This is a genomic window from Streptomyces gilvus, assembly GCF_022513565.1.
Lineage (GTDB): Bacteria > Actinomycetota > Actinomycetes > Streptomycetales > Streptomycetaceae > Streptomyces > Streptomyces gilvus.
In genome coordinates this window covers 133632-148061 of record NZ_JAKWBE010000019.1, presented here as the reverse complement: position 1 = coordinate 148061, position 14430 = coordinate 133632, and the positions used below count along the sequence as shown (strand labels likewise).

The 14430-nt window shown below is 70.9% G+C and carries 16 protein-coding genes; 2 read left to right on the top strand and 14 right to left on the bottom strand.

The window, feature by feature from the left end; all coding sequences use genetic code 11:
- Positions 1–72: 72 nt before the first annotated feature.
- The 9 genes from MKW14_RS26910 to MKW14_RS26870 all read right to left on the bottom strand — a co-directional run bounded on the left by MKW14_RS26910 (position 73) and on the right by MKW14_RS26870 (position 8813).
- A complete protein-coding gene (locus tag MKW14_RS26910; protein ID WP_240866293.1) occupies positions 73–840 on the bottom strand; it encodes a DUF3159 domain-containing protein in 768 nt (255 codons plus the stop codon).
- Between the two features lie 3 nt (positions 841–843).
- The gene (locus MKW14_RS26905) at positions 844–1242 is read right to left on the bottom strand and encodes an OB-fold nucleic acid binding domain-containing protein (protein ID WP_123997184.1); all 399 of its coding nucleotides are present in this window, start codon (positions 1240–1242) and stop codon (positions 844–846) included.
- Between the two features lie 167 nt (positions 1243–1409).
- Positions 1410–2096 carry a response regulator gene (locus MKW14_RS26900; protein ID WP_240866290.1) on the bottom strand — a complete coding sequence of 229 codons (687 nt, stop codon included), beginning with the start codon at positions 2094–2096 and terminating at the stop codon, positions 1410–1412.
- Positions 2093–4681 carry a DUF4118 domain-containing protein gene (locus MKW14_RS26895; protein ID WP_240866288.1) on the bottom strand — a complete coding sequence of 863 codons (2589 nt, stop codon included), beginning with the start codon at positions 4679–4681 and terminating at the stop codon, positions 2093–2095. Before MKW14_RS26895 ends, MKW14_RS26900 begins: the two co-directional genes overlap by 4 nt.
- 114 nt (positions 4682–4795) lie before the next feature.
- Complete coding sequence (locus MKW14_RS26890; protein ID WP_240866286.1) at positions 4796–5521, bottom strand: ABC transporter ATP-binding protein; 726 nt, start codon at positions 5519–5521, stop codon at positions 4796–4798.
- A gap of 60 nt (positions 5522–5581) precedes the next feature.
- Complete coding sequence (locus tag MKW14_RS26885) at positions 5582–6760, bottom strand: alginate lyase family protein (protein ID WP_240866284.1); 1179 nt, start codon at positions 6758–6760, stop codon at positions 5582–5584.
- 157 nt (positions 6761–6917) lie between these two features.
- Complete coding sequence (locus MKW14_RS26880; RefSeq protein ID WP_240866282.1) at positions 6918–7679, bottom strand: DUF3710 domain-containing protein; 762 nt, start codon at positions 7677–7679, stop codon at positions 6918–6920.
- Position 7680: 1 nt separating this feature from the next.
- Positions 7681–8232, bottom strand: coding sequence for a dUTP diphosphatase (dut, locus tag MKW14_RS26875; RefSeq protein ID WP_240866279.1), 552 nt, complete (start codon positions 8230–8232; stop codon positions 7681–7683).
- On the bottom strand, positions 8229–8813 hold the full coding sequence (locus MKW14_RS26870) for a PaaI family thioesterase (protein ID WP_240866276.1): 585 nt from the start codon (positions 8811–8813) through the stop codon (positions 8229–8231). Before MKW14_RS26870 ends, dut begins: the two co-directional genes overlap by 4 nt.
- Positions 8814–8871: 58 nt before the next feature.
- On the opposite strand from MKW14_RS26870, the gene MKW14_RS26865 reads away from it, so the two are divergent.
- A complete protein-coding gene (locus MKW14_RS26865) occupies positions 8872–9336 on the top strand; it encodes a DUF3093 domain-containing protein (protein WP_240866273.1) in 465 nt (154 codons plus the stop codon).
- A gap of 6 nt (positions 9337–9342) precedes the next feature.
- Here MKW14_RS26865 and MKW14_RS26860 read toward each other — a convergent pair whose 3' ends face one another.
- From MKW14_RS26860 to MKW14_RS26845, 4 genes are all read right to left on the bottom strand, one after another.
- The gene (locus MKW14_RS26860) at positions 9343–10275 is read right to left on the bottom strand and encodes a hypothetical protein (protein WP_240866271.1); all 933 of its coding nucleotides are present in this window, start codon (positions 10273–10275) and stop codon (positions 9343–9345) included.
- A 13-nt stretch (positions 10276–10288) separates the two neighbouring features.
- Positions 10289–10585 carry a DUF4193 domain-containing protein gene (locus tag MKW14_RS26855; protein WP_005481602.1) on the bottom strand — a complete coding sequence of 99 codons (297 nt, stop codon included), beginning with the start codon at positions 10583–10585 and terminating at the stop codon, positions 10289–10291.
- Positions 10586–10979: 394 nt separating this feature from the next.
- Positions 10980–12218, bottom strand: coding sequence for a sensor histidine kinase (locus MKW14_RS26850; RefSeq protein WP_240866270.1), 1239 nt, complete (start codon positions 12216–12218; stop codon positions 10980–10982).
- Between the two features lie 6 nt (positions 12219–12224).
- Positions 12225–12878 carry a response regulator transcription factor gene (locus MKW14_RS26845; RefSeq protein ID WP_003993508.1) on the bottom strand — a complete coding sequence of 218 codons (654 nt, stop codon included), beginning with the start codon at positions 12876–12878 and terminating at the stop codon, positions 12225–12227.
- A gap of 451 nt (positions 12879–13329) precedes the next feature.
- On the opposite strand from MKW14_RS26845, the gene MKW14_RS26840 reads away from it, so the two are divergent.
- Complete coding sequence (locus MKW14_RS26840; protein WP_165954967.1) at positions 13330–13494, top strand: hypothetical protein; 165 nt, start codon at positions 13330–13332, stop codon at positions 13492–13494.
- A gap of 112 nt (positions 13495–13606) precedes the next feature.
- Here the strand turns inward: MKW14_RS26840 and MKW14_RS26835 are convergent, their stop codons facing one another.
- Positions 13607–14422 carry an inositol monophosphatase family protein gene (locus MKW14_RS26835; protein ID WP_240866268.1) on the bottom strand — a complete coding sequence of 272 codons (816 nt, stop codon included), beginning with the start codon at positions 14420–14422 and terminating at the stop codon, positions 13607–13609.
- Positions 14423–14430 lie beyond the last annotated feature (8 nt).

Here is a 14430-nt window from a genome sequence, read left to right as displayed (position 1 = left end):
TCGTCGTAACCGCAGACTCGTCGTCGTAACCGCAGACTCGTCGTCGTAACCGCAGACTCGTCGTACCGGAGACTAGGCCTCTCGGCGGTGTCGGCCGCCGGCCGCCTCACCGTGCTCCGCGCGCTCTGCCGCCAGCGCCGCCTTGCGCTCCTTCTCGGCCTGCTCCTCGGCCTCCATCTCGGCGAAGACGTCGATCGGGGCCGGTGCCTTCGCCAGGAACACCCAGGTCAGCCAGACCGCCAGCAGGAACGGCGGGATCTTCAACGCGACCAGGACCCAGCCCAGTTGCGCCGTGTTGGCCCACCAGTACAGCGGGAAGAGGATCGCGCACTTGGCCAGCAGGATCAGGCCCCAGGCCCAGCTGGCCTTCGCGTACGCCTTCTTGCGGCCGGGGTTGCGGGTGCGCCAGGAGAGGTTCTCCTTGAAGACCGGGCCGAGGATCAGACCGATCAGCGGGACACCGCTCAGGGTCGTGACGATGTACGCCAGCGCCAGACCCAGCGTGTAGAGCATGCCGGGGAGGTAGAAGTCCTTGGCGTTGCCGGTCATCATGGCGAAGACCACACCGAAGGCGACGCCGAAGACACCGCTGAACGCGTGCTTGACGGTGGTGCGCATGGCCAGCCGGACCACCACGAGCAGCAGGGACACCGCGAGGGCGGCGATCGCCGACCAGTGCAGGTCCTTGTTGATCGTGAAGATGGTGACGAAGAGGAGACCGGGCAGCACCGTCTCGACCATGCCCCGCACGCCGCCGAACGCCTCGAACAGGGCGGCCTCGGTCACCGCCCGTGCGTCGTCGGCAGACGTGTCCTCTGTCGGCTTGTCGAGCGACGTCACCGGCTACTCCCGTCCGAGGGGTCTCAGTTCGTATTTCGGATTGAACAGCACCCGGCGGCCCCGGCTCATCGAGATCCGGCCCGATGCGATCAGTCTGCGCCCAGGCTCTATCCCGACTATGGAGCGCCGGCCGAGCCACACCACGTCCAGCGCGGCGGAGCCGTCGAACAGCTCGGCCTCCAGGGCCGGGACGCCCGCTCGCGGCCGCAGGGTGACCGTGCGCAAGGTACCAGTAACCGTGACGATCTGTCGGTCGTGGCAGTCGCCGATCCGCACACAGCCCGCTGTCTCGGCGTCCTCCCGCAGCTCCTCCGACTCCAGGTCCTCCTGCGACGAGGAGAGCCGGTCGAGCATGCGCCGGAACCGGCCGACCGGCTTCTCGGAACGAGGAACAGCACTCATGTCTGAAGCGTACCGGGGTGCACTGACAGCTTCGTACCCACGGCCCTGACGCTCGAACCGGTACCCCCTCCCGGGCTCGGTCACTTCTCGAAGCGGTAACCCATCCCGGGCTCCGTGATGCTGCATCCCCCGGGGGACAACCCCCGGACCCCCGGCCTCCTCACAGCTCACTTCTCGAAGCGGTACCCCATCCCCGGCTCGGTTATGAAGTGCTTCGGGTGGGACGGGTCCGCCTCCAGCTTTCTGCGCAGTTGGGCCATGTACACGCGCAGGTAGTTGGTCTCGGTCCCGTACGACGGTCCCCACACCTCCTGCAGCAGCTGCCGCTGGCTGACCAGCCGGCCCGTGTTGCGGACCAGCACCTCCAGCAGATGCCACTCGGTGGGCGTCAGCCGTACGTCCCGGCCGCCCCGGTTGACCTTCTTCGCGGTCAGGTCGACGGTGAACTCCTCGGTCTCCACCGTCGTCAGCTCGTCCTCCCCGGCCCCGACGGGCTCGGCGCGCCGGACGGCGGCCCGGAGCCGGGCGAGCAGCTCGTCCATGCCGAAGGGCTTGGTGACGTAGTCGTCGGCGCCCGCGTCGAGGGCCTCGACCTTCTCGTCGGAGGTGTGCCGGGCGGACAGCACCAGGATCGGCACCCGGGTCCAGCCGCGCAGGCCGCGGATCACCTCGACGCCGTCCATGTCGGGCAGGCCCAGGTCGAGGACGACGACGTCGGGGTGGCGGGCGGCGGCGAGCTGCAGCGCGGTGGTGCCGTCATGGGCCGCGTCGACCTCGTACTTGCGCGCCTTCAGGTTGATCACGAGGGCGCGCACGATCTGCGGCTCGTCGTCGATCACGAGCACCCGGGTCATGTGACCTGCCTTTCGGGTTCCGCCGAGGGAAGGACCTCCGCGACCGGTCCGTCCGCGACCGATCCTTCCGCGACCGGTCCTTCCGCGTGCGATCCTTCCGCACGCAGGGTGAGCACCATGGTGAGGCCGCCGCCCGGTGTGTCCTCGGCGGCGAGGGTGCCGCCCATCGCCTCGGCGAAGCCGCGGGCCACCGCGAGGCCGAGTCCCACTCCGGCGCCGCGCGGGGCGTCGCCGTAGCGCTGGAAGGGCTCGAAGATGCGCTCCTTGCCGTCGTCCGGGACGCCGGGGCCACGGTCCACGACCCGGACCTCCACGCGGTCCGCGATGGCGCTGGCGCCCACGAACACCGGTCTGCCCGGCGGGCTGTACTTGACGGCGTTCTCGACCAGGTTGGCCACCGACCGCTCCAGCAGCCCCGGGTCGACGGCGACCATGGGCAGGGTCTCCGGGACGTCCAGTTCGACGCTGTCCTCGGGAACCCCGACGAGCGCCATCGGCACCACCTCGTCGAGGTCGACCTCGCGGATCAGCGGGGTGACCGTGCCGGTCTGCAGGCGGGACATGTCGAGGAGGTTGCCGACGAGGTGGTCGAGCCGGTCGGCGCCCTCCTCGATGCCCTCGAGCAGCTCGGCCTGGTCCTCCTCCGACCAGGCCACGTCGTCGGAGCGCAGGGAGGAGACGGCCGCCTTGATGCCGGCGAGGGGGGTGCGCAGATCGTGGCTGACGGCGGCCAGCAGCGCCGTCCGGATCCGGTTGCCCTCGGCCAGCGCGCGGGCCTGGTCGGCCTCCTCCTGCAGGCGCCGGCGGTCCAGGACCACGGCGGCCTGCGCGGCGAACGCGGCCAGCACCCGGCGGTCCTCGGCGGGCAGCACCCGGCCGGTCAGCGCGAGCGCCATGTGGTCGCCGACCGGGACATCGACGTCGGCCTCCTCCGGCCGCTCCACGGCGGGCCCGAACCCGGCGCGGCCCGCGCACGTCCACGGGTCGTGGTCGCCGGCCCGCTCCAGCAGGGCCGCCGACTCCATGCCGAAGGTCTCCCGGACCCGCTCCAGCAGCTCCTCAAGGCCGGTCTCGCCGCGCAGCACGTTGCCCGCGAGGAAGGACAGGATCTCCGACTCGGCGCGCAACCGGGCCGCCTGATGGGTGCGGCGGGCCGCGAGGTCGACGACGGAGGCGACCGAGACCCCGACGCCGACGAAGATCACGATGGCGACGATGTTCCGGGGGTCGGCGATCGTCCAGCGGTGCAGGGGCGGTGTGTAGAAGTAGTTCAGCAGCAGGGAGCCGACCGCGGCCGAGGCGAGCGCCGGCAGCAGTCCGCCGAGCAGCGCGGCCGCGACGGTCACCGCGAGGAACAGCAGCATGTCGTTGGCGAGACCGAGGTGGACGGTGTTGAGCAGGGCGGCCAGGACCGCCGGCCCGGCGACGCCGATCACCCAGCCCCAGATGATCCGGGACCGGCCGAGCCGCGCGCCCCGGGCGACCGGCAGTCCGCGCCCCTTGCCCGCCTCGTCATGGGTGATCAGGTGGACGTCGAGGTCGGGACCGGAATCCCGGGCGACCGTGGCGCCGACGCCGGGTCCGAAGACGTACTGCCAGCTCTTGCGGCGCGAGACGCCGAGCACGATCTGGGTGGCGTTGACGCCGCGCGCGAAGGCGAGCAGGGCGGCCGGTATGTCGTCGCCGACGACGTGGTGGAAGGTGCCGCCGAGGTCCTCCACGAGGGTGCGCTGGACGGCGAGCTCCTTCGGGGAGGCGGCCGTCAGCCCGTCGCTGCTGGCTATGTAGACCGCCAGCACCTCGCCGCCGGCGCCCTTCTCCGCGAGCCGTGCGGCCCGCCGGATCAGCGTGCGCCCCTCGGGGCCGCCGGTGAGCCCGACCACGATCCGCTCGCGCGAACCCCAGATCCTCGACACCCGGTGCTCGCTGCGGTACTGCTGCAGGTACTCGTCGACCCGGTCGGCCACCCAGAGCAGGGCCAGCTCGCGCAGGGCGGTGAGGTTGCCCGGCCGGAAGTAGTTGGACAGGGCCGCGTCGACCTTGTCCGGTTTGTAGATGTTGCCGTGCGCCATCCGGCGGCGCAGGGCCTGCGGCGACATGTCGACCAGCTCGATCTGGTCGGCCCGCCGCACCATTTCGTCGGGCACGGTCTCCCGCTGCCGTACCCCGGTGATCGACTCGACGACGTCGCCGAGGGACTCCAGGTGCTGGATGTTGACCGTCGACACGACGTCGATGCCGGCCGCGAGCAGCTCCTCGACGTCCTGCCAGCGCTTGGCGTTGCGGGAGCCGGGGACGTTGGTGTGGGCCAGTTCGTCCACGAGGGCGACCTGGGGGGCCCGGGCGAGTACGGCGTCCACGTCCATCTCGGTGAACGTCGTGTCCCGGTACTCCAGCGCGCGGCGCGGCACCTGCTCCAGGCCGTGCAGCATCACCTCGGTGCGCGGCCGGTCGTGGTGCTCCACGAAGGCCACCACGCAGTCGGTGCCCCGCTCCACGCGCCGGTGCGCCTCGGAGAGCATCGCGTACGTCTTGCCGACGCCCGGTGCCGCACCGAGGTAGATCCGAAGCTTGCCGCGTCCCATGGCCCCATTGTCTTCCGGTCACTGTCGCCTACGCAGCGTCGACCTTACGGCCAACAATCGCGACTCATCGTGCCCGGAAGGCACCGGAGGCCGTCTTTGACGGAACTCTGACGCTCAGTGCTCGACGATCTCCCCGTCGCTCAGCTCCAGCACCCGGTCGGCCAGGTCGAGGAGGGTCGTGTCGTGGGTGGCGACGAGGACGGACGGGGGCCCCTCGGTGAAGCCCAGGGTGGCGGAGTGCTCGCTGTGCACGACGGCCCGCAGCAGCTCCATGACCGCGTGGCCGGTCTCGGCGTCCAGCTGGCCGGTCGGTTCGTCGGCGATCAGCAGGGCGGGGCTGTTGGCGAGGGCGCGGGCGATGGCGACGCGCTGCTGCTGGCCGCCGGAGAGCTCGCCGGGCCGCTGGGCGGCGTGGTCGGTGAGGCCCACCAGGGCGAGCAGCAGCTCGACGCGCTCCTCACGCGCGCGTACCTCGGTCCGGCGCAGCCGCATCGGGACGCCGACGTTCTCGGCGGCGGTGAGGATCGGGATCAGCCCGAAGGACTGGAAGACGAATCCGATCCGGTCGCGGCGCAGGGCCAGCAGCCCCTCCTCGCCGAGCTCCGACAGGTCCAGCCCGTCCACGGTGACCCGCCCGCGGTCGGGTGCGTCGAGGCCTCCGACGATGTTGAGGAGCGTCGTCTTGCCCGATCCGGAGCGCCCCTTGAGGGCGACGAGTTCGCCGCGCGGGATCTCGAAGGAGACACCGCGCAGGGCGTGCACGGCGCCCGCACCGCTGCCGTAGGACTTGTGGACGTCCTGGACGCTCACCATCGTCTCGGTGGCCACCTGGCCGCTCATGTCGCCTCCCCCGTCGACCGGGCGCCAGTATCGCGGCCGGGCGCCCGGTCGATCAACGGTTCAGCTCGGGTTGTCGCCGTGGGTGAGGGTCTCCCAGGCGACGAAGAGGTTGTCGGAGCCGGCCGGCCGCTGCCGTTCGGTCAATGTCTGGGTGTTGCTCATCGCGATGCCGAGGCGGTTGTGCAGGGCGTTGTAGCCGACCTCGGTGACCGGTCCGAGCCCCAGCTTGAGCGAGCCGCCGCACAGCCAGCTCGGGACGGCCGCGCCCAGCTGGTACTTGGCCTGGAATCCGAGGGCCTGGCGCAGCCGTTCGCCGACGTCGGTGCCGTACAGGTCCTGGCCCTGGATGCGGCTGGTCTCGGCGACGTGGGACATCGCGGAGATGCCGTACCCCGTGTGGGTGAAGTCGCGGCAGGTCTCCTGGGTGAGCCCGGTGACGAAGGTGGACTGCCCCTGCCAGTAGCTGACGATCTTCGCCCTGGTGTCGAGGTGCTGGCTCGGCACGGTCTTCGGCAGATCGCCGTCGGAGGAGAGGTAGACGTAGGCGGCCGCGCGGGTGCGGAACCTCGCCATGGCCTTGTCGTACGACGACTTGTCCTCGAGGAAGACGGAGATGCCGACGGCGGCCTCCGTCATCGACAGCTCCCAGTTGCCGTTGGAGTTGGAGCCGCCGATGACCTCGGGCAGGTAGACGGTGCGGAGCATGGTCGCGAAGCGGCCGGAGTTCGCCCAGCCGCCGGTGTACGTGTACTTGATGATCTCGGCGGCCCGCGGCCAGGAGGAGCCCGCCCAGCCGGTCTGCAGGGGCGCGTTGCTGTTGGTGTGCTGCTTGATCACGGCGGACCAGGCGTCCATGAGCTGGATCGACTTCTTCGCGTACCGGTCGTCGCGGGTGATGTACCAGGCGAGCGCGTCGGTGTAGGCCGCGATCGCGTCCTCGCGCTCGTCGGTGCAGCCGAGATTCGGATTGGAGTACGAGCCGCACTCGACCGTCGCCCGTGGCTTCGGTGTGCGGTTCAGGTCGGCGTACTTGCTCGCTGTCATCTGGTCGAAGGCGCTCTTCCAGGGCTGGGCGCCGGCGGCGACCTTGCCGCGGGTGAAGTCCAGCTGGGCCCGGGAGACGGTGACACCGGGGTGCACGAAGGCGGTGGGGGCGGCTTCGGCGTGACGGGAGGCGGGCCACGTCATCATGCCCACGACAAGCGCAGAGCCGGTAGCGAGGAGTGCGATGCGGCGCATAGGCGGGGGTCCCGTTCTTGTATGTGAACGAAGAGCGCCTCCGTGAACAGAGGCGCTGGGCCGAGACCATAGGTACAGACCAATGCACCGTCAAGGGTCCGCGCACGAAAAAGGGCCGTACCCCCGCGAGGGGTACGGCCACTTGTCGCTCGGTTGTCTAACGGACCTCGGTGATCTCCGGACCGCGCTGCAACTGGCCCATGCCGCCCGAGAAGCGCGAGGACTCCTCCTGCTGGACGCCCTCGGGGACCATCTGGGCGTCGTTGGGCAGCTTCAGGACGATCGGGTCCCGGGGCGCCATCGGGCCCTCGCCGCGGACCACGACCGTGTCCCGGAAGATCTGCTCGAGCACGCCGGCCGCCTGCGGCTGCACCGCGCCCTGACCCGAGATCACCCCGCGCAGGAACCAGCGCGGACCGTCCACACCGACGAACCGCACGACCTGGAAACCACCCGTGCCGTCGGGCAGCTGAACCGGCACCTGGGCGCGCAGCTCCCAGCCGAGCGGGCCCTCGACCTCGTCGACGATGCCACCCTGCTGGGTGATGCCGGCGCCGATCTCCTCACGCACCTCGCCCCAGATGCCCTCGCGCTTGGGCGCGGCGAAGGCCTGCAGCTGGATGGCGCTGTCGCGCAGCACGACGGTCGCCGCGACGATCGCGTCGCCCGCGACCTCGACCCGCAGTTCCATGCCGTCGACCCCGGGCACGAAGAGACCGCCCAGGTCCACGCGGCCCTCCGCGGGGTCGCGCACCTCGGAGTCGTCCCAGGGCCCGTCGGGCCGCGGCTCGGGCTCGAGCCTCACACGCTCGCGCTCGACCTCTTCGTCGTCCGCCTCAGCGTCGACACTGTCGACGACCTGCTCGGCCTCGCCGGCCGCGTCCTCGGCGGCACCCTTCTTGTTGCGACGTCCGAACACGTCACTGTCCTTCCCGGTCGGATACGACCGAAGCGTATCGATTCCCACCCGTAGCGCCGCCGTCGGCGGCCTGACCGCTTGTGCTGTTCGTTCCGGCCACCGCGGCATGACCTCCGGTGGACCCGAAGCCCCCTTCGGCCCGTGCCGAGCCGGGAAGCTCCGCCGCCTCCTGGAAGCGGACCTTCTCGACCTGCTGGACGACCAGTTGGGCGATCCGGTCGAAGCGCTCGAACCGCACCACCTCGCGCGGGTCGAGATTCACCACGATCACCTTGATCTCCCCACGGTACCCGGCATCAACCGTCCCCGGGGCATTCACCAGAGCGACACCACAGCGGGCCGCGAGCCCGGACCGGGGATGCACGAAGGCCGCGTACCCCTCGGGGAGGGCGACAGCCACCCCGGTGGGCAGCACGGCCCGTTCCCCGGGCCCCAGTTCGCACGCCTCGGTGGTGCGCAGATCGGCTCCCGCGTCACCGGGGTGCGCGTACGACGGAAGCGGTACGTCCGGGTCGACGCGGCGCAGCAGCACGTTCAGGGGCTCGCGGCTCACGGGTTCACCTCGAAGGCGCGGGCCCGCCGGACCTGGTCCGGGTCGTTCATGGCGGCTTCGATCTCCTCGGGTCGGCCGTTGTCGATGAAGTGGCCGACCTCGACCTCGATGAAGAGGGCGTCGGCGCGCACGGCGACCGGTCCGTCCGGGGCGTCGAGCCGGCCGGTGGCGGACGAATAGATCTTGCGGCCCGCGACCGCGGTGACCTCGGCCGTCAGATACAGGGTCGTCCCGACCGGCACGGGTCGGACGAAGCCGGTCTCCAGGCGTCCGGTGACCGCGATCGCGCGCAGCAGCCAGTTCAGCGAGCCGAGCGTCTCGTCCAGCGCGGCCGCCAGCACTCCCCCGTGCGCGAGGCCGGGCGCGCCCTGGTGCGCGGGCTGCACGGTGAACTCGGCCGTGATGCTGACGCCGTCACCGGCCCGCGCCTGGAGGTGCAGTCCGTGGGGCTGTCCGCCGCCACATCCGAAACACTGTTCGTAGTGGGCGCCCAGAAGCTCACCGGGCGCGGGCGCGTCGGGATGACGCACGGGTTTCACCGCGTCGCCGGGAGGCCTGAGAGCTGCCGAAGTACCACTCACAGCCGCAGACCTTACCCGCGCGTCCGCGTTATCCGGACACCATGCCAAGCTTGGCGACATGCAGCTCTCCACGGCCCCTTACGAAGAACGTCTCACCGCCCCGCGCTCGTGGTGGCTGATCTCCTTCCTGGTGGGCGTCTCCTTCGCCCTGATCCTGCTGCCCTTCGGCACCCTGCCGCTGCTCGGCGGCCTGGTCGGCGGCACGGCGGTCGCGGCGGTCATGGCGAGCTCGTACGGCTCGGTCCGCATCCGGGTGGTGGGCGGCTCGCTGATCGCGGGCGAGGCGAAGATCCCGGTGACGGCGCTCGGTGACGCGGAGGTCCTGGAGGGCGAGGAGGCGCGGGCCTGGCGCACCTACAAGGCGGACACGCGCGCGTTCCTGCTGCTGCGCTCCTACATCCCCACGGCGCTGCGGGTGGTCGTGACCGACCCCGAGGACCCGACGCCGTACCTGTACCTGTCGACGCGGGAGCCGGAGCGGCTGGCGGAGGCTCTGAAGGCGGCCCGGGAGGCCGCCGCGTAGGGGCGTTCAGCCCGCGGCGCCGTCCTCCAGCTCCAGCGGGTGCGCCGGCTTCTCCAGCGGCGGCAGCTCGCGCAGCGCGTCCCACGGCACCTGGGCCTTGCGCAGGTCCTTGCGGATGCGCTCGGCGAGCCTCTTGGTGTCGCGCCGGTTCATGACCGCGCCCACCGCGGCGCCCACCATGAAGGGCATCAGGTTCGGCAGGTCGCGCACCACGCGCTTCATGATCTGCTGGCGCAGCTGCTGTTTCATCCGGCTGTTGACGGCCCCGCCGAAGGTCGAGGGGTTGGTCACCTCGATGCCGCGCTCCCCCGACCAGGAGTTGAGGTACGCGGTGCTGCGGTCCTTGAGGTTGCCGGGCGGTCGCACTCCGTAGACCTCGTGGAGCTCGGCGATCAGCTTCAGCTCGATCGCGGCCACGCCGGTGATCTCCGCGGCCAGCTCGGTCGGCATGGCGGGCGGTACGGGCAGCATGGCCGCCGCTCCGACGCCGGCCCCGACCGTGGCCGTGGCGCTCGCGGCGCCCGCCACGAGCTTGTCTGCGATCTGCTCGGGTCCAAGGCCCGGGAACTGTCTGCGGAGGGTGGCGAGGTCCCGTACGGGCACCCGCGGGGCCATCTCGATGATCCGGTCGGCGAGGTACGCCAGGCCCGCGCGGGCCCGGCTGCCGCCCTTGCGCACGCCTTCCCTGGCCTTGTCCCGGATCGCCGCGGCCCGTCGCCTGGCGACCGGCGCGGGATTTCCGCCCTGCGCCGGCACCGGGAGGCCGGCCCGGCCTGCCGCAGGCCGGAGCGGGGCCGATCCCGTGGACCCCGTGATCTCGGGTGTCGCATCTGATGGGCCCCGCTCGTCGTCACGCACGCCGTGAGGGCCGTACTGCGGCCCTTCGTCCGCTCCCTGCAGGGGGGAGCGGCGCTTCCAGGGAGGGGTCGAGCCAGTCACGGCCGACCCGTCCTCAGTCGCAGTCGCGGCAGATCGGCTGACCGTTCTTCTCGCGGGCCAGCTGGCTGCGGTGGTGCACCAGGAAGCAGCTCATGCAGGTGAACTCGTCCTGCTGCTTGGGCAGCACCCGGACGGCCAGCTCCTCGTTGGAGAGGTCGGCCCCGGGCAGTTCCAGGCCCTCGGCGGCCTCGAACTCGTCGACGTCGACCGCCGAGGTGGACTTGTCGTTCCTCCGGGCCTTCAGCTCTTCAAGGCTGTCGGAGTCCACATCGTCGTCGGTCTTGCGTGGGGTGTCGTAATCCGTTGCCATTTCGCTCTCCCCCTCTGGGTGTCTGCGGGTGTCTCCAGCGCACGTAACGCGTGAGAGGCCGGACTTGTGCCCGCCTCGAGGCGGAGATTTTGCCTCACATCAAGGTCTGTTACTCAATCGACACCCAACCGGACTCCTCAAGAGTGATCGGCTTGGATGGCGAACGGGACCGTACACGGTCCGCCTACCGCTCTTCAAAGGCGTCTCAACCTGTACTTCCCGTGATCAAGACACCCGAAAACCCGGATTTTCCCGGCTTTCCGACGGCCGACTTGATCACAGAGAGTGGATGGCCGAGAAATCGCCCGTGTGATCGATCACACAGGGGATGCCCGGCTGCGCGGCCGGAAAATTCCGCGCAAAGCGAACAAGCCCGTGTGTCGGCGTCATGATCTCAGATGGGGAGAGTGAACCGCATCACGAGCCCACCTCCTTCGCGCGGCTGCGCCGAGATGTGTCCGCCGTGCGCCCGCGCCACGGACCGCACGATGGACAGACCCAGGCCGACGCCCTTGTCGCTGCCCGTGCGCTCCGTGCGCAGCCGCCGGAAGGGCTCGAAGAGGTTGTCGATCTCGTACGCCGGCACGACCGGCCCGGTGTTCGACACGACCAGGACCGCCTGCCCGTGCTGGACGTCGGTGGTGACCTCGACCCAGCCGCCCTCGGGGACGTTGTACCGCACGGCGTTCTGCACGAGGTTCAGCGCGACGCGCTCCAGCAGGACGCCGTTGCCCTGGACGACCGCGGTCTTCTGCTCCCCGCGGATCACCACGCCCTTGGCCTCCGCCTCCGCGTGCACCTGGTCGACCGCCTGCTCGGCGACCTCGGCGAGGTCCACGGGCTTGCGCTCGACGATCTGGTTGTCGCTGCGGGCGAGCAGCAGCAGACCCTCCACCAGCTGCTCGCTGCGCTCGTTGGTGGCCAGCAGCGTCTTGCCGAGCTGCTGGAGCTCCACCGGGGCGTTCGGGTCGGAGAGGTGGACCTCCAGGAGCGTGCGGTTGATCGCGAGCGGGGTGCGCAGCTCGTGCGAGGCGTTGCCGACGAAGCGCTGCTGGGCGGTGAAGGCGCGCTGCAGACGCTCCAGCATGTCGTCGAAGGTGTCGGCGAGCTCCTTGAGCTCGTCGTCCGGGCCGTCCAGCTCGATCCGGCGGGAGAGGTCCGAGCCCGCCACCGCGCGCGCGGTGCGGGTGATGCGGCCCAGCGGCGCCAGGACCCGGCCGGCCATCGCGTAGCCGAAGGCGAAGGCGGTCACCGCGAGGCCGAGCAGGGCCAGCAGGGAGCGGCTGAGGAGGTCGTCGAGGGCGTGCTGGCGCTGCACGGCGTCGCACTGCTTGAGGATCGCGTTGATCTCGCTCGTCGGCGCCGAGTTGACGGCGGGACAGGTGGAACTGGTGATGTCGAGGTTGGCACCGGAGACCGAGAACGACTGGCCGCTGCCCTCGTGCAGGGCCTGGGCCGCCAGCAGGTAGATGATCGACAGCAGCACGATCCCGGCGATCAGGAACATGCCGCCGTACAGCAGGGTCAGGCGTATGCGGATGGTGGGGCGCAGCCACGGGAACGGCGGCTCGGGCTTCCTGGGGTCCCAGGTGGGCTTGGGGGGTGCCGTGGGGAGTGCGGGTGTTGCGGCCATCGGGGATCAGATCCGGTAGCCGGAGCCGGGGACGGTGACGATGACGGGCGGCTCGCCGAGCTTTCGGCGCAGGGTCATCACGGTGACGCGCACGACGTTGGTGAACGGGTCGGTGTTCTCGTCCCAGGCCTTCTCCAGCAGCTGCTCCGCCGAGACGACGGCGCCCTCGGAGCGCATCAGGACCTCCAGGACCGCGAACTCCTTGGGGGCGAGCTGGACCTCCTTGCCGTCGCGGAAGACCTCGCGGCGGTTGGGGTCGAGCTTGATGCCGGCGCGCTCCAGGACCGGCGGCAGCGGCACGCTGGTGCGGCGGCCGAGGGCCCGCACGCGGGCGATGAGCTCGCTGAACGCGAAGGGCTTGGGGAGATAGTCGTCGGCGCCGATCTCCAGGCCCTCCACGCGGTCGCTGACGTCGCCGGAGGCCGTCAGCATCAGCACGCGCGTGGGCATGCCGAGCTCGACGATCTTGCGGCAGACGTCGTCGCCGTGGACGAGGGGGAGGTCGCGGTCGAGGACGACCACGTCGTAGTCGTTGACGCCGATGCGCTCCAGGGCGGCCGCACCGTCGTACACGACGTCGACGGCCATGGCCTCCCGGCGCAGTCCGGTGGCCACCGCATCGGCGAGCAGCTGCTCGTCCTCGACGACGAGTACGCGCACGTCGCTTGTCCTTCCTGATGTCCACCCGCGTAGTCCCGGACGGGCAGGCGGGCAGGGGTGTGGGCAGGGTTCTTCAAGAGTGTGTGCGTCCATCCTGCCCTTTTCGGCCGTAAGTCGGCGGTAAGGCGGGGGACGGAACATCAAGGGCAAGGTGGTCTCGACATGAAGAACAGGTGTGAGACCCGGGAATGCGAGATTTTCTCCGGCGGTTGAGGTTTCCGTGGAAGGAAGCGCGGGGAGGACGCTTCATACCCCGCGATCACGCTCTGCTAGTGCCGCAACACCATGCGGTACGGCGCAATCCGCTTTCCGCAGAGTGGGCGTGCGGGTGCCCGGCACCGTCGCCGCCCAGCAGGGCAGTGCCGCTGGGCATCTGCCGGAGACGTGATCGCCCCTCCCAACGGCACACCCCCGTGCCACCGACCCACGACCCAGGACGAGGGGGCGCAGCATGGACGCATTCACCGCAGGACTTCTGCAGCGCATAAAGGCGACCGAGTCCGACCTGACGCGGGCTCGCGACGAGGGCGACGACTTCCTCGTCGAGGTCGAGCAGGGCGAACTCGACGACCTGCGCCGCCTCGCCGCCGAACACGGTGTGGAAGTCGGCGCATAGCGTCTGAACGCTCGGGAGCGATCCACTCCCGAGCGACAGCGGGCCCCCGGCGAATCCAGCGCCGGGGGCCCGCTCGTGTGTCCGGGGCGGACCGGCCGTGGCGGCCGGACCGTCATTCGTGCCAGGCGCCGAAGTCCTCCAGCAGCCGCTGGAGGGGCTCGAAGACCCCGGGACTGCCGGCCACCGCCAGATCGCGTCCCGGGCGCTCTCCGGGGCGTCCACCGGTCAGGGCGCCCGCCTCCCGGGCGACGAGGTCCCCGGCCGCGAGGTCCCAGGCGTTGAGTCCGCGCTCGTAGAAGCCGTCCAGGCGGCCGGCCGCCAGGTCGCACAGGTCCACGGCGGCCGAGCCGCCGCGCCGGATGTCCCGCAGCAGCGGGATCAGCCGGTGGGCCACCTCGGCCTGGTGCGCTCGGACCTCCAGGACGTAGTTGAAGCCGGTCGAGACCAGGGCCTGGTCGAGCGGCGGGGAGGGGCGGACGGCCAGCTCGCGCTCGCCCTCCCAGGCGCCCGTCGCCCGGGCCCCACCGCCGCGGACCGCGTGGAAGGTCTCGCCGCGCATCGGGACCGCGACGACTCCGACGACCGCCTCGCCGTCCTGCTCGGCGGCGATGGAGACCGACCAGGTCGGCAGCCCGTAGAGGTAGTTGACCGTGCCGTCGAGCGGGTCGACCACCCAGCGGATGCCGCTGGTGCCCTCGACGGAGGCGCCCTCCTCGCCGAGGAAGCCGTCGTCGGGTCGGCGGGCCGAGATCAGGTCCGTGATCAGCTTCTCCGCCGCGATGTCCATCTCGGTCACGACGTCGATGGGGCTCGACTTGGTCGCGGCCACCGCCAGATCGGCCGGGCGGCCGTCCCGCAGCAGCTCACCGGCGCGACGGGCGGCCTCCTGGGCCAGCTCCAGCAGTTCCCTGTGCAGGGCGTCGGTCACGGGTCTCC